17 protein-coding genes are annotated in these 18,546 nt (G+C 65.8%); 7 read left to right on the top strand and 10 right to left on the bottom strand.

From position 1 onward, the window contains the following. Window positions 1-96 precede the first annotated feature (96 nt). Together E8F12_RS20765 and E8F12_RS20760 are read right to left on the bottom strand one after the other, a co-directional pair. Complete coding sequence (locus E8F12_RS20765) at window positions 97-1,845, bottom strand: AMP-dependent synthetase/ligase (protein ID WP_280327062.1); 1,749 nt, start codon at window positions 1,843-1,845, stop codon at window positions 97-99. Between the two features lie 41 nt (window positions 1,846-1,886). Beyond that, window positions 1,887-2,720 (bottom strand): crotonase/enoyl-CoA hydratase family protein, encoded by an 834-nt coding sequence (locus E8F12_RS20760; RefSeq protein ID WP_280327061.1) that lies wholly within the window; start codon window positions 2,718-2,720, stop codon window positions 1,887-1,889. 102 nt (window positions 2,721-2,822) lie between these two features. Between E8F12_RS20760 and E8F12_RS20755 the strand changes: the two genes are divergently transcribed. Both E8F12_RS20755 and E8F12_RS20750 read left to right on the top strand, forming a co-directional pair. Continuing rightward, a complete protein-coding gene (locus E8F12_RS20755; RefSeq protein WP_280287497.1) occupies window positions 2,823-3,425 on the top strand; it encodes a TetR/AcrR family transcriptional regulator in 603 nt (200 codons plus the stop codon). A gap of 18 nt (window positions 3,426-3,443) precedes the next feature. After that, window positions 3,444-4,601 carry an aromatic ring-hydroxylating dioxygenase subunit alpha gene (locus tag E8F12_RS20750; protein WP_280327060.1) on the top strand — a complete coding sequence of 386 codons (1,158 nt, stop codon included), beginning with the start codon at window positions 3,444-3,446 and terminating at the stop codon, window positions 4,599-4,601. A gap of 610 nt (window positions 4,602-5,211) precedes the next feature. On the opposite strand, the gene E8F12_RS20745 is transcribed toward E8F12_RS20750, so the two are convergent. The 5 genes from E8F12_RS20745 to plsB all read right to left on the bottom strand — a co-directional run bounded on the left by E8F12_RS20745 (window position 5,212) and on the right by plsB (window position 10,685). Beyond that, window positions 5,212-5,889, bottom strand: coding sequence for a DUF4197 domain-containing protein (locus tag E8F12_RS20745; RefSeq protein WP_280327059.1), 678 nt, complete (start codon window positions 5,887-5,889; stop codon window positions 5,212-5,214). A gap of 37 nt (window positions 5,890-5,926) precedes the next feature. After that, window positions 5,927-6,325 carry a YbaY family lipoprotein gene (locus tag E8F12_RS20740; RefSeq protein ID WP_280327058.1) on the bottom strand — a complete coding sequence of 133 codons (399 nt, stop codon included), beginning with the start codon at window positions 6,323-6,325 and terminating at the stop codon, window positions 5,927-5,929. Between the two features lie 151 nt (window positions 6,326-6,476). After that, the gene (locus E8F12_RS20735; RefSeq protein ID WP_280327057.1) at window positions 6,477-7,751 is read right to left on the bottom strand and encodes a hypothetical protein; all 1,275 of its coding nucleotides are present in this window, start codon (window positions 7,749-7,751) and stop codon (window positions 6,477-6,479) included. Continuing rightward, window positions 7,748-8,014: a hypothetical protein gene (locus tag E8F12_RS20730; RefSeq protein ID WP_280327055.1), complete on the bottom strand. Its 267-nt coding sequence runs from the start codon at window positions 8,012-8,014 to the stop codon at window positions 7,748-7,750. Before E8F12_RS20730 ends, E8F12_RS20735 begins: the two co-directional genes overlap by 4 nt. 178 nt (window positions 8,015-8,192) lie before the next feature. After that, entirely contained in the window at window positions 8,193-10,685 is a 2,493-nt protein-coding gene (plsB, locus tag E8F12_RS20725; RefSeq protein ID WP_280327054.1) for a glycerol-3-phosphate 1-O-acyltransferase PlsB, read from the bottom strand. A 228-nt stretch (window positions 10,686-10,913) separates the two neighbouring features. Here plsB and E8F12_RS20720 point away from each other — a divergent pair, with 228 nt between their 5' ends. The 5 genes from E8F12_RS20720 (at window position 10,914) to E8F12_RS20700 (ending at window position 15,942) form a co-directional block, all read left to right on the top strand. Next, window positions 10,914-11,837 carry an ABC transporter ATP-binding protein gene (locus E8F12_RS20720; RefSeq protein WP_280327053.1) on the top strand — a complete coding sequence of 308 codons (924 nt, stop codon included), beginning with the start codon at window positions 10,914-10,916 and terminating at the stop codon, window positions 11,835-11,837. Beyond that, a complete protein-coding gene (locus tag E8F12_RS20715) occupies window positions 11,834-12,568 on the top strand; it encodes an ABC transporter permease subunit (RefSeq protein WP_280327052.1) in 735 nt (244 codons plus the stop codon). Before E8F12_RS20720 ends, E8F12_RS20715 begins: the two co-directional genes overlap by 4 nt. 2 nt (window positions 12,569-12,570) lie before the next feature. Then, complete coding sequence (locus tag E8F12_RS20710) at window positions 12,571-14,406, top strand: Gldg family protein (protein WP_280327051.1); 1,836 nt, start codon at window positions 12,571-12,573, stop codon at window positions 14,404-14,406. 10 nt (window positions 14,407-14,416) lie between these two features. Further along, window positions 14,417-15,406 (top strand): DUF4340 domain-containing protein, encoded by a 990-nt coding sequence (locus E8F12_RS20705; protein ID WP_280327050.1) that lies wholly within the window; start codon window positions 14,417-14,419, stop codon window positions 15,404-15,406. A 326-nt stretch (window positions 15,407-15,732) separates the two neighbouring features. Further along, window positions 15,733-15,942, top strand: a complete 210-nt coding sequence (locus tag E8F12_RS20700) for a cold-shock protein (RefSeq protein WP_016494409.1) — start codon at window positions 15,733-15,735, stop codon at window positions 15,940-15,942. A gap of 211 nt (window positions 15,943-16,153) precedes the next feature. Here the strand turns inward: E8F12_RS20700 and E8F12_RS20695 are convergent, their stop codons facing one another. From E8F12_RS20695 to dapE, 3 genes are read right to left on the bottom strand one after another with little or no spacing between them, the layout of a single operon-like run. Continuing rightward, entirely contained in the window at window positions 16,154-16,525 is a 372-nt protein-coding gene (locus tag E8F12_RS20695) for a hypothetical protein (RefSeq protein WP_280290890.1), read from the bottom strand. Window positions 16,526-16,536: 11 nt separating this feature from the next. Next, window positions 16,537-17,340 (bottom strand): putative RNA methyltransferase, encoded by an 804-nt coding sequence (locus tag E8F12_RS20690; RefSeq protein ID WP_280327049.1) that lies wholly within the window; start codon window positions 17,338-17,340, stop codon window positions 16,537-16,539. Further along, window positions 17,340-18,482, bottom strand: coding sequence for a succinyl-diaminopimelate desuccinylase (dapE, locus tag E8F12_RS20685; protein ID WP_280327048.1), 1,143 nt, complete (start codon window positions 18,480-18,482; stop codon window positions 17,340-17,342). Before dapE ends, E8F12_RS20690 begins: the two co-directional genes overlap by 1 nt. Window positions 18,483-18,546 lie beyond the last annotated feature (64 nt).

The following is an 18,546-nucleotide window of genomic DNA, read 5'->3' as shown; positions in this document are numbered from 1 at the left end:
AGCCCGGATGAAATCCGGGGAGGGACGCCGGCAGCGATTCCCAGATTTATGCCGGGCGACAGTTCTGCTCGACGGTGCGGTCGTCGACCCGCCCACCTAGCCATACAACCCATTCAGCAGCTCCGCAAAGCGGCGCTCCACCACCGGCCGCTTGAGCTTCTGGGTCGGCGTCAATTCGTCCTCTTCCTGGCTCAGCAATCGTGGCAGCAGGGCCCAGGCCTTGATCCTCTCCACTTGGGACAACTCGGCGTTCAGGCTGTCGATGTGGGACTGCAGGTCCGCCAGCAGGGCCGGCGCGTGCAGCCAGTCCGTCTGCTCACCGGCCAGGTCGTGACGCCGCGCCCAGACTTCCAGGCGCTGCGGATCGAGGGCGAGCAGAGCGCTGAGGTGCTTGCGCCGGTCGCCGTGCACCAGGGCCTGTTCCACCAGCGGGTGCTGCTTGAGGCGCGCCTCGATGGGCGTCGGTGCGATGTTCTTGCCGCCGGCGGTGATGATCAGTTCCTTCTTGCGCCCGGTGAGCCAGAGATAGCCTTGGTCATCCAGCCGCCCCAGGTCGCCGGAGCGCAGCCAACCATCTTCCGTGAAGGTCTCGGCGGTCTTGTCCGGCTGCCGGAAGTAGCCCTGGAATACCAGCGGGCCGCGCACCAGGACCTCTCCGTCCTCGCCTATGCGCAACTCCACGCCGGGCAGGGCACGGCCGACCGAACCGGGCTTGCGCAGCCCGGCTTCGTTGCTGGTGAGGAAGGCGGTGGACTCGGACATGCCCCAGCCCTCACACAGCGGCAGGCCGAGGGCGGAGAAGAAGGCCACCAGATTCGCGTCCAGGGGGGCGCCGCCGCTGACCAGCACGCGGATGCGCGAACCGAAGAGGCGCTGGCGCAGTTTGTCCAGCACCAGCCGCCGTGCCAGCAGCAGTGGCAGGCCGCCGACCTGTCCTTGGGCGTGGCGGGTGCCGACGCGCAGCGCCCAGTCCAGCAGGCGCCGCTTGCCGGCCGGCATGGCGTCGCGCTGGGCCATGACCGCGCCATGCAGTTTCTCGAAGAGGCGCGGCACGCTGCCGAAGTAGTCCGGCTGTATCTCGTGCAGCGCCTTGGGCACCTCGTTGATGTCCGGCACATAGGCGGACTGGGCACCGCACCAGAGGCGCTGGTACTGGCCGATCACCCGCTCGCCGACGTGGGCCATCGGCAGGAAGGCGAGCCCCGTATAGCTTGGCGGTGGCAGGTGGTAGGCGCTGATCGAGGCCAGCAGGTTGCCGTGGCTGAGCATCGCTGCCTTGGGCTCGCCGGTGGTGCCCGAGGTGAATACCAGATTGGCCAGGGCATCGCGGTCCAGAGCTTTCCAGCGCTGTCTGACCTTCTCGACGGAGATGTCTGCAGCCTGGGCGAGGAACGCTTCGAGTCCCTGATGTCCGCTGCCCGGCTCTGGCTGGCCGAGGCAGACGATCTGCAGAACTTGGGTATCCAGCGCCTGTGCCTGGGCGGAATGCTCGACGAACAGCAGCCGGCAGTCGGCGCGCTGTAGCTGCTGGGTAGCCTGGGCGGGGGTGAGGCTCGGGTAGAGCCCGACGCTGACGGCGCCGACGCAGAGCACGGCGAAGTCCAGCAGGCTCCATTCCAGGCGCGTACGGCTCCAGATCGCCACGCGGTCGCCGGGCTGCACCCCTGCTGCGATCAGGGCCCTGGCCAGTGTCTCGCTGCGGCGGGCGATTTCGCCCCAGTCCAGGGTTTGCCAGCCACCGGCGTCACGCACCTGGGCAGCGGGCCAGTCCGGCGTGTGGCTGGCCCGCCAGGCGAGCAGGGCGGGGATGCTGGGCAGATCGGCCGGCGGTTGCTGAATCGTCATCGAACACCTCCTGTACTCGGTTGGACGGGATCGCGCCGCGCTCAGGGGATCGGCTGGCCCGAGTCGCGCTCCTTGACCGCCTGGGCGAAGCCCACTTCCTCGCAGCGCGCCTTGAAGCGCACACCTTCCGGGCTGTGGCGGGTGATGCCGTCGAACAGGGTGGCGAACATCTGGGTGGTTTCCAGGCCCATGTTGTGGAAGGCCTGGTTGATCATCAATTTCTGCATCATCAGCTGGTTCTTCGGGATGCCCTGCATGCGTTCGGCCAGTTGCTGCACGGCGGCATCCAGTTCGGCCAGCGGCACGCTCTGGTAGACCAGGCCCAGGCGCTGGGCCTCGCGGCCATCGATCAGGTCGCCGGTGAGGAGCATGCGCTTGGCCTTCTCCGGACCCAGACGGTAGACCCACATGGCCGTGGTAGGGCAGCCCCAGACTCGCGCTGGCGGATAGCCGATCACCGCCTCGTCGGCCATCAGGATCAGATCGCAGCACAGGGCGATGTCGCTGCCGCCGGCCACCGCCGGTCCGTGGACCTTGGCGATCACCGGCTTGTAGCTGCGGAACAGGCTCATGAAGTGTTCGGTGTTCTTCTTCATCAGCGCGTAGTCGACCATCGGGTCCCAGGGCATTTCCTGGCTGCCGTAGATTCCGCGTGGGTTCTCGGCGAAGAACTTGAGGTCGTAGCCGCTGCAGAATCCCCGCCCGGCGCCGGTGAGCACTATGACGTGGACAGCGTCGTCGGCGTTGGCCCGTTGCACGGCGGCCTCAAGGTCGGCCGGCATGCGGTCGTCGATGGCATTCAGGCGATCCGGGCGGTTCAGGGTGAGGGTGGCGATGCGGCCGTCGACCGCGTAGTGGACGGTGGAATCGGTCATGGAAAGCGCTCCGTTGTTTTTATTGGTCGGGGGCTTGGCGTGTCGGGATAAATAAGTAAACTGAATTCACTTTTATTGTCTATCGTTTTATCGAGTGCTCCCATGTCCGATCTGTCCGCCAAAGCCCTGCGAACCCGTACCAGCCTGCTGGATGCTGCCCGCGAGGAGTTGCTGGAACTGGGCGGCGGCCTGGAAGTAGGGCGTGTGGCAGAGCGGGCCGGCGTCTCGGTCGGCTTGATCTATCGCTACTTCAACTCCCGCGCGGGTCTGCTGGCAGCGGTGGCCGAGGACTTTCACGACCGCTACCAGGCCGAGGTGATGGCAGCGGACCCGCTGCCGGGCGCCGAGGACTGGTGCAGTCGCGAGGAGCAACGGGTGCGCCGCGCGGTGCAATTCGTCTACGCCGAACCCCTGGCGCCCTTGCTGCTGGTGAGCTTGGCGCGGGAGCCGGAAGTGGCCGCCCTAGAGGCCCAGCGCATCGCCGAGAACGTGCGCCAAGGGGCGGACAACATCCGACGTGGCCAGGCCGCCGGCCAGCTGAATGCCAGCCTCGACCCGGAGCTGGTGTCGGCGATGATCCTCGGCGGCATGCACCAGGCGCTGCTGGAAGCCCTCGGCCGCTCACCACGGCCGGCGGCGGAACAGCTGTCACGCCAGCTCTGGCATTTCATCCGTGGCGCCCTGGCGCCACTCCAGCCAACCTGACAACAAGAAGAGGTGCCCATGCAGCACGCGACCCAGGTGGAATTGCTCAAGCGAACCCTGGCCCTGGTGGAGCAGGGCATCACCGACTGCGTCGAAGCGCCCTCGGCCCTGCCGGTGGGGGCCTACCTGGACGAACAGCGTTACCGCCGTGAACGGGACGAGGTGCTGCGCCGCGAGCCGCTGTTGGTGGCGCGTTCCGGCGAGATCACGGCGGGCCACTTCATCACCCGCGACCTGCTGGCGCCGCTGCTGCTGACCCGCGATGAACAGGGTCGCCTGCGCGGCTTCCTGAATGTCTGCAAGCACCGCGGCACCCAGCTGGTGGGCGATGCGGCCGGGCGCAACCGGGTGTTCGTCTGCCCTTACCATGCCTGGGCCTACAACCCGGACGGCCAGTTGCGCGGCATTCCCCATGGCTACGGCTTCGACGGCGTCGACCGTGCCTGCCTGAACCTCACCGAGGTGCCAGTGGCCGAACGCTTCGGCGCCGTCTGGGCGCGGCACACGCCGGGGCCGGCGCTGGACCTGGAGGTATTTTTCGGCGAGCAGATTCTGGCCGACTTCGACAGCTTCGCCATCGATCAGCACGTCGTCTTCGACCCGCAGGACATCCGCCGGCCGGTGAACTGGAAGTTGACCATCGACACCTTCCTGGAGAACTACCACGTCGCCAAGGCGCACCAAGCCACCATCGACCATCTGTTCTGGCCGAATCTGGGCCTGTTTGAACGCTTCGGCCGGCATATTCGCAACTACTACGTGAAGCGCAACCTGCGCGAGATACTCGACCAGCCCGAGCAGGACTGGGACCTGCGCCGCCACGGCAATCTGCTGTACTTCCTCTGGCCCAACACCCTGGTGCTGGTGGAGCCGGACCATATCGATTTTTCCAGCGTGTTCCCCGATGGCCCCCTGGCCACCCGGGTGCTCGGCCATACCCTGCTGGCCGAGGCGCCGGCCACCGAGAAGGCCCAGCGCTATTTCGAGAAGAACAACGCCATCCTCTATTCGGCGCTGGAGGAAGACTTCGCCATGGCCGCGCGGGTGCAGGCGGGCATCCAGGCCGGCGCCGCGGGGCAGCTTTGGCATGGGCGCTTCGAGCAGGCGCTGCGCTGGTTCCACCAGGGGCTGGACGAGGTGTTGGGGGATAGGCGGGTGGAAATTCTGGAGAGGTGAGGGCATACCGGATTGGCAATCCGGTATGAGGGGGCTCGGGGCTCTATTGCCCAGCTCCTTGCCGAGTGGGCTTCGGGTTTCTGTTTCGCCCTCCCGGGCGAGTCCCTTTCTCAAACGCCAGAAAGGAACCAAAGCGCTTGCCCCTGCATCCGGGTCCGGCTGCGCCGGACTTCCCTCGCTGCATCGTTGCGCCGGGGGCCCGGCGTGAGGGGCCATCCATGGCCCCGCACGCCTCTCGCGGCATCCATGCCGCTCGCCCCCCTATGCAACGATTCCGCTCGGCCTCCTGACGGGGCGGAGTCGTCAGCCCCACCTCTTCTGCAAAGGTTCATGCAACGACTGGGCATCAGGATTACCGCGACCTGTCCGGCGCGAGTCACCCCTCTCCTCTTCAGGGGTGAAGAGGTACGCTTTCAGAAGCACCGCTTCCGGTGCCGATGAACGACTGAGCGCGCAGCGATCAGGCTGGGGCGCAGGGCGGGGGCCGGGGGTGAGGGGGCCGGCCGCGCGAAGCCAATCAAGTGCTCTCACACAATCTTGCCAATCCGGCATTTCCCCTGCACCCACAAAAAAGCCCGGCATCAAGCCGGGCTTTTCCAGACGAGCGACCTCAGAGCGCCCCGAATACCTTCTTCGCGAGCCCGGTGGCTGCGCCCGCCGGGTTCTGACGGATGCTGGCCTCCTGTTCGGCGATCAACTTGAACAGCCCGTCGAGCGCTTCTTCGGTCACGTAGCTCTCGATATTGGCGCTCTTGGCATCAACCACGCCGAAGCTGGCGGCCTGACCTGCGAAGCTGTTGTACTGCTGGGCCAGGCCGACCTTGTCGGTGGCCTGCTTGACGATGGGCAGGAACCTGGCGCGCAGTTGCTCGCGGCTGGTCTTGTTCAGGTACTGGGTGGCGGCGTCGTCCGGGCCGGCGAGGATGCCCTTGGCGTCCTGCACGGTCATCTTCTTCACCGCATCCACCAGCAGGGCCTGGGCCTGCGGGACGGCGGCCTCGGCGGCCTTGTTCATGGTCGCTTCGAGCTGCTCGACCTGGGCGCCCATGCCCATCATCTTCATGGTCTTGGCCGCCTTGCCGAGCTTGCCGGGAAGCTCGATGCGCACATCGGGGTTGTCATTGAAGCCGCCGGGCTTGCCGAGTTGCTGCACGGCAACCTTGGCGCCCTGGGTAAGGGCATCCTTGAGTCCGCCGCTGGCATCCTGCTGGCTGAGGTCGGCGAGGGACAGGGCGAAGGCGCTGGCGGACAGGGCGAGGCCGGCGCAGAGGGCGGTGAATCGGATCATGGCAGCATCCTTGTGACGGATTCGGGAGCGGTCCGCTTCAGCGGACGGGATCGACCTTGATGCGCAGCGGCTGCGGGTCGGACCCGTCGAGTCTAACCGAGTGCTGCTCGGTGCTGATGAACATCAGTTTGCCGTCCAGTTCGATGCGGGCGCTCACCGCGTACCTTTGCTTCGGCTGTACCTTGGCCGCGGCGTAGTCGAGCCGGAAGGCCAGCGGCACCTGCCCCGCGACCGGATTCTGCTGGCCGGCCAGTTCAACGGCCGGTGCATCGGCCAGGGATACATCCTGCAGGCTGACGCTGAGGATGGCGCTGGGCGGCAGGGCCATGCGCTGCGAGTAGAAGACTTCACCTTCCAGGTGTCGGGTTTCGCCGGCTGGTTGACCGGCGCAGGCGGCGAGCAGAGTGCTGGCGAGGATCAGGGGCAATGCTTTCATCGGGGGCTCTTGGTTGGAGATGTCTGGATAGGACCCACTAAGGCGAGGAGCCCTTGGCGATGGCGCCGGAACAATCGTCAAGGCGAGAAATGGCGGCGCGGAGAAGAGGAAAAGGAATCGCCCCCAGTAGGGGGCGATGTATTGGTGGGCGTCACTCCTGGCCATCGTCCAGCGCCGTGCTGGAGATGGCGTTGAGGGTGTTGTTGAACTGCACCGTCTCGTTGAAGGCTCTGACTATCTTGCGGAATCTTTCCTTGGTGCCGTCCAGTTGCTTGAGCTTCTCCGCCAACTGGTCTTCCTTGCGTTGCAGCGTGGCTTCGCGCTCGTCCAGTGCTTCGGCGCGGCGCTGCAGGGACTCGGCCAGCTCATCATTGCGCAGTTTTTCCTGGCGCAATGTCTCGGCGACCTTCGCGGTGCTGCGATCGCGGGCTTCGACGGTATCGGCCAGGGCCTTGAGTGCGGTACTTCGCTCGGCGAGGGCACGCGCGTTTTCCTCTGCTGCATGTTCGATCGCTGATGCATCGCTATTCAGGCGCGCCTCGAGGGCGCGCAGATGGTCGTCCTTCTCCACCAGCGAGCGTTCTTTCTCGCACAGCTGTGATTTGAGTTGTTCCAGGCTTTCCCGCTGCTTCACCGCTTCCAGTTTCTGCTGGGTCAGCCCTTTGGCCATGTCGGCCAGTGAGTTCAGGGTGGCCTGTACGTCCCCCAGGACGTTGTCGGTGTCGCTGGCGCCGCGGGACTCGGCGTTGGGCATGGGGGCCGTCTCAGGGGGATCCCCAACCGGGGGCGTGCTGGCATTGTCCTGGTACGGCTCTATGTGGGGCACGGGGGCCGGTGCGCTGGGCTGAATCGGCTCGTGGATATCTACCTGACAAGAGTCGGCGTCCTCGTCGGTGGACTCGACTTCGACGTCGGCAACCTCGGCCTGCGACTGGGCTTCGATCGGATGGCTGGGCGGGTCTTCCGGTCCTGCTTCGGGCTCGGGCTCGGGCTCGCGCTCGGGTTCCGGTTCGGAGGCGGCAGGCGCCGGTTTCACCGCTTCGACGGCTTCTGGTGAGTCTGGTTCGACTTTTCCTTTCCCTGCAGCAGGCCTTACGTCGGCTACGTGCTCCGCTTGTGGCTCCGCCCCGGCAGATTCAGCCTCGAACGAGGCGGAGGGCAGGTTGTAGATGACATCCAGGGCCGCACTGGTCAGGCGGCTTGGCACAGTCGGGGGCTCTTCCCGGGAGTCGACGGGGGAAGGCATCAGGCCCGGCAGCGGATCGTCCAGGTTGGTGCTCTCGTGGCTGGCAATCAGCTTCTGGATCGAGCTCTTGCTGATCGATAGCGGACGATGGTCCCTGACGGCGGGAGGCTGTTCGTCGGGCCCGGTAATTGGGTCTTTCATCTTGATGAAGTGAAAATTGACCTGTTCCGATTTGCTCACGGCTCGATCTCCCATGCGATCTGTCTCAGCACGCGCTTGGCGTACTGCCACTCGAGTTCGCTTTGCAGCGAACCCAGCAGGTAGCCGTTCGTGCCGGGGGTGACGCTGGCGACGTACACCTTGGCGGTGCCTTGGCGACCTTCTTCGTTGAGGGAGTAGACGAGGATGTTCCGATCGATCTCGGGGATGGCGAAGCTGCACAGGACGGCGGCGTTGACCACTTCCTGCGCCTCGTTCTCGACTGTGATGGTTCTAAGTAGCATGGGCGTCTTCCGTACCGTGTGGCTGGCCGCGATCCGGGCAGGATCGGCCTGGTGCCCAATGGTACTGAGCCCCCCACGGCACTCTTGTATGCCGGGCTCTGGTTCTTTTGTAGGACGGTTCCGGGAATGGAGGCGGCTGTGGCGGCCGCTGGGCGCTTGGCCCCGCTGCCGCCGGTGCTCAGCTGGCGTCGGCCTGGATCTCGCCTTCGGTCTGGCGGTCGAGGGCGACCTGGCGGATCGACAGGCGGATCTCCGCCGGCAGCACGCGCTTCGCCGCGCCTTCGGCCAGTTCGCCGAGCACTTCGAGGTAGCCGAGCTTGCCGGCTTCGTCCTGGCGCAGCACGCGCTGGTCGAGCAGGGTCTGGATGAAGTGGCGGAACAGCGTCTTGTCGAAGAACTCCGGGGCGTTCAGGCCATGCAGGATCGACAGGCGCTGCGCCATCACGGTGCAGAGGTCTTCCAGCTCCTCGGCGCTCAGCTGATTCTGCCCGGCATTGAGCAGCAGGGCGATGGCCATGTAGAAGCGCTGCAGGGTCTGGACGATGGCGCGGGCAAGCAAGGTCAGCAGCACGAACTGCCGCGAGCTGGGTGCCGGCCGCACGTAGACATCGCCTTCCAGCTTGAGCAGGTCCTGGTCGACGAAGGCGGCCAGCCACTGGTCGACTACCCCATCCAGCTCGCAGGCGTCCCAGCGGATGAAGAGTTCCGCCTGCAGGTAGGGATAGAGCGCGCGGGTGTAGCGCAGGATCTGCTCGCGACTCATCCGTCCGCTGCTCTGGAAAAAGCTGGCGAGCAGCGCGGGCAGGGCGAAGACGTGCAGCACGTTGTTGCGGTAGTAGGTCATGAGGACGGCATTCTGCTCGTCCAGGTAGAGGATCTTGCCCAGGGCGTCCTTCTGCTCGGCCAGCAGGCCCATGCTCTGCACGTACTGGATCAGCGCCTGGCCATCGCCTTCGGGCAGGGTCGCATGGGGCGAGTAGGGCACGGCGCGGAGCAGGGACAGATAGAGGTCGAGCACCCGGGTCAGGGCTCGCTCGTCCAGCGCCAGGCGGCTGGTGGACAGCAACGCCAGGGCCACCAGGTTGACCGGGTTGATGGCCGCCGCGTCGTTGAGGTGGCGGGCGATGCGCACGGCGAGCTGGTGGGTAGTGCCATTGAGCCAGGCCGGGCGGTATTGCGGACCGAGGTCCTGGGTGCGCCATTCCGGCTGCTGCTGGTCGAGGAATTCGGCCAGCTTGATGGGCTCGCCGAAGTTTACCGCCACCGAGCCGAAGCGCAGCTTCAGCGCGCCAATGACTTTGAACAGGTCGAAGATGGATTCCTTCTTCTTGCTCGCCCCGCGCAGTTCGCCCAGGTACGTGCGGCCTTCCAGTACGCGCTCGTAGCCGATGTACACCGGAACGAAGACGATGGGCAGGCGCGAGGAGCGCAGGAAGCTGCGCAGGGTGATGGCCAGCATCCCGGTCTTGGGATGCAGCATGCGCCCGGTGCGCGAACGCCCCCCCTCGACGAAGTACTCCACCGGGAAGCCGCGGCTGAACAGGGTGTGCAGGTATTCGTTGAACACCGCGGTGTAGAGGGGGTTGCCCTTGAAGGTGCGGCGCATGAAGAAGGCCCCACCACGGCGTAGCAGGCCGCCGATCACCGGCATGTTGAGGTTGATCCCGGCGGCGATGTGCGGCGGGGTCAGGCCATTGCGGAACAGCAGGTAGGACAGCAGCAGGTAGTCGATATGGCTGCGGTGGCAGGGCACGTAGATGACCTCGTGGCCCTGGGCGATTTCCTGCACGCCCTCGATATGGTTGACCTTGATGCCTTCGTACAGCTTGTTCCAGAACCAGGACAGCACCACTTCGAGGAAGCGGATGGCGGTATAGGCGAAGTCCGAGGCGATCTCGTTGCCGTACCTCAAGGCCTGGGCCTCGGCGGCGGGCAGGCTGATCTTCTCGCGCTCGGCTTCCTCGGCCATGGCCTGGCGTACCTGGGGCGCGCGCAGCAGTCCCTTGACCAGGTTGCGGCGGTGGGAAAGGTCGGGGCCGATAACCGCGGTCTTCTGGTTGCGAAAGTGCACCCGCAAGATGCGGTTGACCATGCGCAGGGTGCGTTCCGGACCCTTGTCCTGGGCGACCAGTTCGCGCAGGTGGATGGGCGCGGAGAACTGCACACGGGTCTTGCGCCCGAGGATGAGGATGCTGACCAGCTTGCGCAGGCGCCCGGTCACCGCCCAGCTGTCGGCGAAAAGCAGCTTCCAGGGGCTGGTCTCGCGGTCCGGCGACTGGCCCCAGAACACCGTCACCGGGATGATCTGCGCGTCGTCCAGCGCATTCTGCTGGATGGCACCGAGCACCCGTACCAGGGTGGGCGAGGCACCGCGCTTGCCCTGGCCGCCCAGCCAGCGCGGCTCGGGAGTCAGGTAGAAGAAGGCGGCCGGCTCCAGCAGGTCGCCCACCGCCACCGGCAGCACCGGGCGCGGCAGGCCGGCCTTGGTGCATTCCCGGTCCACCACCGCCAGGTCGCTGGCCGAAGGCTGCTGCAGCGCGTAGAGCACAGGCTTGCTGCGGTCGAGCTTGAGGGTGAAGGCGGACTGGTTGATGGTTTCCGAGCGTACCCAGAGATAGAGCAGGCGGCGCAGGGTGCCGAAGGCGAGGCGGCGGAAAGGGGAGCGGGTCATCGGACGGTAGTGTTGTGAAACGAGCGATTGCTCGGGGTCGCTAGTTTGCCGGATTCGCTGGCGGGTCGCAAAAAGGCTGGGATCGACGCGATTGGGGATAATTCCTGCAACTTTTCGCACCAGGCGCCTTCTTGCAATGCCCGCGGAGGAATCCTTATAGTCCGCCAGCGTTTGCAAGGCCCCGGCGGCCCGCATGGCCAGGGGCTTCTCCCTTCGGGACTATAGGCCATGATCGAATTAACCAATCTGACCAAGCGTTTTGCGCAGCACACTGCCGTGGACAACCTGTCCTTCCGCGTCGCACCGGGAGAAGTCCTGGGCTTCCTCGGCCCCAACGGTGCGGGCAAGTCCACCACCATGAAGATGCTCACCGGCTTCCTCGCGCCGACCTCCGGCACCGCGAGTATCTTCGGCTTTGATATCCAGACCCAGACCCTGAAAGCCCAGCGGGAGATCGGCTACCTGCCTGAAGGTGCCCCCTGCTATGGCGACATGACGGTGCGCGGCTTCCTCGACTTCATCGCCGAAGTCCGCGGCTTCGGCGGTGCCGAGAAGAAGCAGCGGGTCGACCGGGCGGTCGGCCAGGTGGAGCTGGAGCATGTCCTCGGCCAGTCCATCGAGACCCTCTCCAAGGGCTTCAAGCGCCGCGTCGGCCTGGCCCAGGCGATCCTCCACGATCCCCGGGCGCTGATCCTCGACGAGCCCACCGACGGCCTCGACCCGAACCAGAAGCACCAGGTGCGCCAGCTGATCCAGAGCCTGGCCCGCGACAAGATCGTGATCATCTCCACCCACATCCTCGAAGAAGTCACCGCGGTCTGCACCCGCGCCCTGGTGATCGCCTCCGGCCAGGTGGTGGCCGACGGCACGCCCTTCGAGCTGGAAAGCCGCTCGCGCTATCACCAGGCGGTGACCCTGGTGGCCGACGAGCCGCTGGACATGCTGGCCCTGGCGGTGCTGCCGGGCGTTGCCGGCATCGAAGAGAACGCCATCGAGGGTGGCCTGACCATTCTCGCCAAGCCGGGCGAGGTGATCTTCCCGCAGGTCAACCAGCTGATCCACACGCGCGGCTGGAAGGTCAGGGAGCTGGACGTGGAGCGCGGCCGTCTCGACGAAGTATTCCGCCGATTGACCCGGGGAGAAGCGGCATGATGCAGTTGCCGGTGATTTTCAAGCGCGAGCTGGCGAGCTACTTCGCCACGCCGCTGGCCTATGTCTTCATCGTGATCTTCCTGGTGCTGTCCGGGGTGTTCACCTTCTACCTGGGCGGCTTCTTCGAAAGCGACCAGGCCAGCCTCGCGCCCTTCTTCAACTTCCACCCCTGGCTCTACCTCTTCCTGGTGCCGGCCATCGCCATGCGGCTCTGGGCCGAGGAGCGCAAGTCCGGCTCCATCGAGCTGCTGATGACCCTGCCCATCACCCGCTTCGAGGCGGTCACCGGCAAGTTCCTCGCTGCTTGGGCCTTCGCCGGGCTGGCGCTGCTGCTGACCTTCCCCATGGTGCTCACGGTGAATTACCTGGGCGAGCCGGACAACGGCGCGATCATCACCGGCTACATCGGCAGCTGGCTGCTGGCCGGGGCCTTCCTCGCCATCGGCTCCTGCATGTCGGCGCTGGCGAAGAACCAGGTGATCGCCTTCATCCTCGCCGTCAGCGTGTGCTTCCTGTTCATCGTCAGCGGTTTCCCGCTGGTGCTCGACGCCTTCAGCACCTGGGCCCCGCAATGGCTGCTGGACGCCGTGGCGTCACTGAGCTTCCTCACCCGCTTCGATGCCATCAGCAAGGGCGTGATCGACCTGCGTGACCTGCTCTACTTCGTCACCCTGATCGCCGCCTGGCTGGCCGCCACCGCTGTGGTGGTCGATCTGAAGAAGGCCGACTGAACATGAAAAGACTGATGTATTCCGGTGCCGGGCTGCTGCTCATCGCCCTGGCCTTCCTGGCGTTCAACATGCTCGCCGGGCTGACCCTGACCAACGCACGGGTCGATCTCACCGAACAGAAGCTCTACACCATCTCCGACGGGACGAAAAAGATCCTTGGCGAGATAGACGAGCCGATCAATCTCTACTTCTTCTATTCCGACAAGGCCGCCAAGGACCTGGTGGTGCTGCGCAACTACGCGCGACGCGTGGAGGAAATGCTCAAGGCCTACGAGCGCACGGCCGGCGGCAAGATCAAGCTGCACATCGTCGATCCGGAGCCTTTCTCCGAAGACGAGGACAAGGCCGCCGAGTTCGGCCTGCAGGCGATTCCGCTGGAGCAGGGCGGCGACCAGATCTACTTCGGCCTGGCCGGCACCAACAGCGTCGACGAAACCCAGGTCATCCCCTTCTTCCCCCTCGACCAGGAGGAATTCCTCGAGTACGAGATCAGCCGCCTGGTGCAGAGCCTGGCCAAGCCGGAGCGGCCGGTGGTGGGCGTGCTTTCCGGGTTGCCGCTCAACGGCGGGTTCGACATGGCGAGCCGCCAGCCGACGCCGCCCTGGATGGTGATGGAGGAAATCCGTCAGCTGTTCCATATCGAAAGCCTGAAGAGCGACATCGACCAGATTCCGGAACAGGTTTCGGTTTTGCTGCTGGTGCACCCGAAGAACCTGCCGCAGCAGACCCAGTACGCCATCGACCAGTTCGTCCTGCGCGGCGGCAAGCTGCTGGCCTTCGTCGACCCCTGGAGCGAAGCCGACAACGGCATGGCCATGCCCGGCGAACCGGGTGGCGACAAGTCTTCCGATCTCGACATCCTGTTCAAGGCCTGGGGCCTGCGGATGATGCCGGGCAAGGTGCTGGGCGACGGCGCCAACGGCATGTCGGTGAGCATGGGCCAGGGCAAGCCGCCGGCGCGGCATGCCGCCTGGCTCAACCTGCCCAGGCACAGCCTCGACCAGAGCGATGTCAGCACCGGCGGACTGGAGAACATCACCCTGGCCACCGCCGGCATCCTCGAGCCGCTGGATGGCGCCAAGACCCGCTTCCTGCCGCTGATCCAGAGCTCCGAGTACGCCATGCCGTTCGACGTGCAGCGCTTCGGCATGCTCGCCGACCCGGAGGAGCTGATCCGCGAGCTGAAGCCGACCGGTGAGCGCTACGCGGTGGCCGCGCGCATCAGCGGGCCGGTGCAATCGGCCTTCCCCAACGGCATCGAAGGTCGCAAGGGCGGACTGAAGGCGGCGGAAAACGTCAACCTGATCGTCGTCGCCGACACCGACATGCTCAGCGACCGCATGTGGGTGCAGGTACAGGATTTCTTCGGCCAGCGCGTACCGCAGCCCTGGGCCGACAACTCCGGCTTCGCCATCAACGCCCTGGACAACCTGGCCGGCTCCGATGCCCTGATCAGCGTGCGTTCCCGTGGCCGCTTCAGCCGTCCCTTCGATGTGGTGGAGAAGCTCCAGCGCGATGCCGAGGTGCAATTCCGCGAGCGCGAGCAGGAGCTCCAGCAGCGCCTGACCGAAACCGAGCAGAAGCTGGCCTCGCTGCAGCAGGGCCAGGAGCCGGCCAAGGCCCTGGAGCTGACCCCGGAACAGCAGGCCACCCTGCAGCAGTTCGTCCAGGAGAAGCTGCGCATCCGCAAGGAACTTCGCGAAGTGCGTTTCCAGCTCAACGCCGACATCGAGGACCTGGGACGCACCCTGAAATTCATCAACATCGCCCTGGTGCCGCTGGTGCTGACCCTGGGCGTGCTGGTGCTGTGGCTCTGGCGCCGCCGGCGCCAGGCCTGAGGAGAACGCAATGGGACGCAAAGGCCTGATCATCCTCGCCCTGCTCGCACTCGGGCTGGGCGTGGCCTATTACCTTCAGCAGGGCAGCTCGCGGCCGCAGCCGTCCAGCGCCAGCCGTGAGCTGCTGTTGCCCGGGCTGCAAGGCAAGCTGGCGGAAGTGAGCGCGGTGGACGTGCAGCGTCCCGGGCAGCCCGAACTGCGCCTGGAGCGCAAGGGCGACCTCTGGGTGCTGCCCGCCAAGGCCGACTACCCGGCCGCCGGCCAACCGGTGGCGACCCTGCTGAAGGCGCTCGCCGAGGCGCAGAAGGTGGAAGCCAAGACCGCCAACCCGGCACTGCATGGTCGCATCGGCCTGGCCGACAAGGGCAACGCCGAAGAGCAGGGTGTACGCGTCAGGCTGGAGCGAGGGGGCGAGGCGCCCCTGGAGCTGCTGGTGGGCAGGCCGGCGCAACAGGGCAAGGGCCAGCTGGTGCGCCTCTACGGCGACAACCAGGTCTGGCTGGTGGACCAGCCCATGCCCATGCCGGTAACCGAGCTGAACTGGCTGGACCGTCGAGTGGCGGCGATTCCCTTCGCCAAGGTCAGGCAGGTGGAAGTGGCCTACCCGAACGGCAGCAAGCTGACCGTCTACCGTGATTCGGCCGAGGAGCCCAACCTCAAGCTCAAGCAATTGCCCAAGGACCGGCGCCTGGCCTACGAGGCGGCGGCCAACGGCATGGCGACCCTCTTCGCCGGCCTGGAGTTCGCCGACAATGCGCCTTTGGCGCAGGTGCAGTTCAAGGGCAAGCCGATGCTCCAGTTCAGCCTTTCGACCTTCAAAGGCGGTGAATTGCGTGGGGTGGTCTACTCCCAGGGGGGGCAGCCCTGGCTGGTGCTCACGGACAAGCAAGGCCTCGGCGACGAGCAGGTGCCCGGCAAGCTGGATTGGGCCTATAGGCTGGAGCCATTCCAATATCAGGCACTGGCCAAGAAGCTCGAGGACGTACTGGCCGCCAAGTAGTGCAAGTCATTGGGAAAAGGTGGGAAGTTGGACAAACACTGGTGCATTCCCGCCTTTTTTCATGCTCCGATTTGTACGTCCGAAGAACCAAAAAAGGGCGTCCAGCCCGCATGGGCCGGCCATTCCGTACTGTCATAAAAAAGTACTTTTCAGCACCAACTCTTGTCGTATACTCCGGTCGCGGTCACCAAAAGAACGCCATTCGAAATGCCCGCTCCACGCTATATTCGGCCGGGGTCGGATGTAAGAAGAACGTCTTTACCGCACCGTCGAAACCCCCGCATAAGGGGGTAAAACAACAAAATTGCGAGTTGGAGAGAGCAGTAATGGCTGATCGTGAGGTCGGAACCGTCAAGTGGTTCAATGACGCCAAGGGCTATGGTTTCATTCAGCGCGAAAGCGGTCCTGATGTGTTCGTTCACTACCGCGCTATCCGCGGCGAGGGCCACCGCTCTCTGCTGGAAGGCCAGAAGGTGGAGTTTTCCGTGATCCAGGGTCAGAAAGGCCTGCAGGCGGAAGACGTCGCCAAGGTCTGAGACTCAAGAACAAGAGGCCCGTCAGTGACGGGCCTTTTGCTTTCCATGCTTCGAACCGCGAACCATCGAGATTGTGCCCTGGCCGGGCCACGTTGGTGGACCGGAGAAGCGTGGTCCACCCTACGGATGAACTGCGTAGGGTGAAAATCCGCGTGGCGGATTTCCACCGCAAAGGTTCGAACCAGGACCGGGGTCAGCGCCCACTGCCGCCTCAGTCGGTGCGCCAGGTGATTTCCTGCTCGCCTTCCGCGTTCACCTTGATCCAGCGGTCGGCATCTTCCTCTCCCTGCGCTTCCTGCCAGCCACCCGGCGCGCAGCGGATTTCCACCCCAAGGGCCGCGAAGGCAGCACGGGCGCAACCCAGATCGTCTTCCCAGGGCGAGGCATCGCTCTCCAGGTAGAGGCTGTGCCACTTGCCCACTGCCTTCGGCAGCCAGGTCACGGGGATATCCCCGGCCAGACACTTGAAGGTCTGTCCCTTCTGCTGCCACGGCGTGCAGGGGCCCAGCGCCGTGTTGAGCCAGGCGGTGACCGCTTCCTGATCGGCGTCCTTGAGGTAGATCTCGATATCGGGTTGGCGCATGGGAAGGCTCTCTAGATTTTCTCGATCCAATCGTAGCGAATGGACACCGTGACTTCGAAGGCTTCGGACACCACCGCCGCACGGCGTTCGGCATTGGCGCGCCAGCCGTGCGGGGTCATGGCCAGCAGGTCGGCGCGGGCCTGGGCGTCGGCCAGTTGCAGGCGATAGGTCAGGGTCTCGCTATGGGCAAGACGCATGCCTGCCGGGATCTGCGTCAGATGCTTCTGGTCATCGTAGTCGCGGACCTCGTCATAGAGCTTCTCGCGCAACTCCAGCAGGTGCTCGCGGGTCGGCCCCATACGCAGCAGGCCGCCGCCGGGCGCCAGCAGGCGCAGGGCTTCCTGCCAGTCCAGCGGGCTGAAGACGCTGGCGAGCAACTGGCAGCTGGCGTCGGCCAGGGGCACCCGTGCCATGCTCGCCACCAGCCAGTGCAACTGCGGGGCACGGCGACAGGCGCGCTTGACCGCCTCGCGGGAGATATCCAGGGCGTAGCCGTCGGTTGCCGGCAACGCCATGGCCAGTTGGCCGGTGTAGTAGCCCTCGCCGCAGCCGATATCCAACCAGCGCTCGGGATCGCGTTCGGCAGCCAGGGCGGCCAGGCGGGCGGCGAGTGGGGCGTAGTGGCCACCGTCGAGGAAGCGCCGGCGGGCCTCGACCATGGTGGCGTTGTCCCCCGGGGCACGGCTGTTCTTGTGCTGCACCGGCAGCAGGTTGTAGTAACCCTGGCGGGCGCGGTCGAAGCTATGGTTGGCCGGGCACGCCACACCCTTGTCGCTGGCGTGGAGCGGGCCCTGGCAGAGGGGGCAGATGAGCATCATTGGGCGAGCAGGCGGACCAGGGTCTGTTGGTAGATGTCGGTCAACAGGTCGAGATCGCTGGCCAGCACCCGTTCGTTCACCTGGTGGATGGTGGCGTTCACCGGGCCGAGTTCGACCACCTGGGTGCCCATGGTGGCGATGAAGCGGCCGTCCGAGGTGCCACCGCTGGTGGAAGGGGTCGTGTCGCGGCCGGTGATGGCCTTGATGCTGGCGGAGACGGCATCCAGCAGCTCGCCCGGCTCGGTCAGGAACGGCAGGCCGGACAGGGCCCACTCCAGGTGGTAGTCCAGGCCGTGCTTGTCGAGAATGGTCTCGACCCGGCGCTGCAAGCCTTCCACGGTGGACTCGGTGGAGAAGCGGAAGTTGAACACCGCCGCCAGCTCGCCGGGGATCACGTTGGTGGCGCCGGTGCCGGAGTTGAGGTTGGACACCTGGAAGCTGGTGGGCGGGAAGAAGGCGTTGCCGTCGTCCCAGTGTTCGGCGGCCAGTTCGGCCAGAGCCGGCGCAGCCAGGTGGATGGGGTTCTTCGCCAGGTGCGGGTAGGCCACGTGGCCCTGCACGCCGCGTACCGTCAGCTTGCCGCCAAGGGATCCACGGCGGCCGTTCTTCACCACGTCGCCCACCAGGGAAGTGCTCGAGGGTTCGCCGACGATGCACCAGTCCAGGCGCTCGCCACGGGCGGCCAGGCGCTCGACCACGGCCTTGGTCCCGTGGTGGGCCGGGCCTTCCTCGTCACTGGTGATGAGGAAGGCAATGGCGCCCTTGTGCTGCGGATGTTCGGCGACGAAGCGCTCGACCGCCACCAGCATGGCCGCCAGGCTGCCTTTCATGTCCGCCGCGCCCCGGCCGCAGAGCATGCCCTGCTCGTCGATCAGGGCATCGAAGGGCTGGTGCTGCCAGGCCTGCAGCGGGCCGGTGGGTACCACGTCGGTGTGGCCGGCGAAGCAGAGGACCGGGCCGTCGCCACCGCGGATCGCCCAGAAGTTCTCCACGTCCTCGATGCGCATGCGCTCGATGCGGAAGCCGGCAGCGGCCAGCCGGCGCATCATCAGGTCCTGGCAGCCTTCGTCGACCGGGGTGACCGAAGGACGACGGATGAGGTCGCAGGCGAGTTCGAGGGTGGGGGAGAGGGCAGACATGGGAAGCTCCGAAAGACAGCGCGGAAACGGACTGGGTGAAAAGGCGGACATCTTAAAACAGAAA

The sequence above is a fragment of the Pseudomonas sp. BN102 genome (assembly GCF_029871245.1).
Lineage (GTDB): Bacteria > Pseudomonadota > Gammaproteobacteria > Pseudomonadales > Pseudomonadaceae > Metapseudomonas.
The sequence above is the reverse complement of the archived record's forward strand: the minus strand, read 5'-3'. Positions and strand labels throughout refer to the sequence as shown.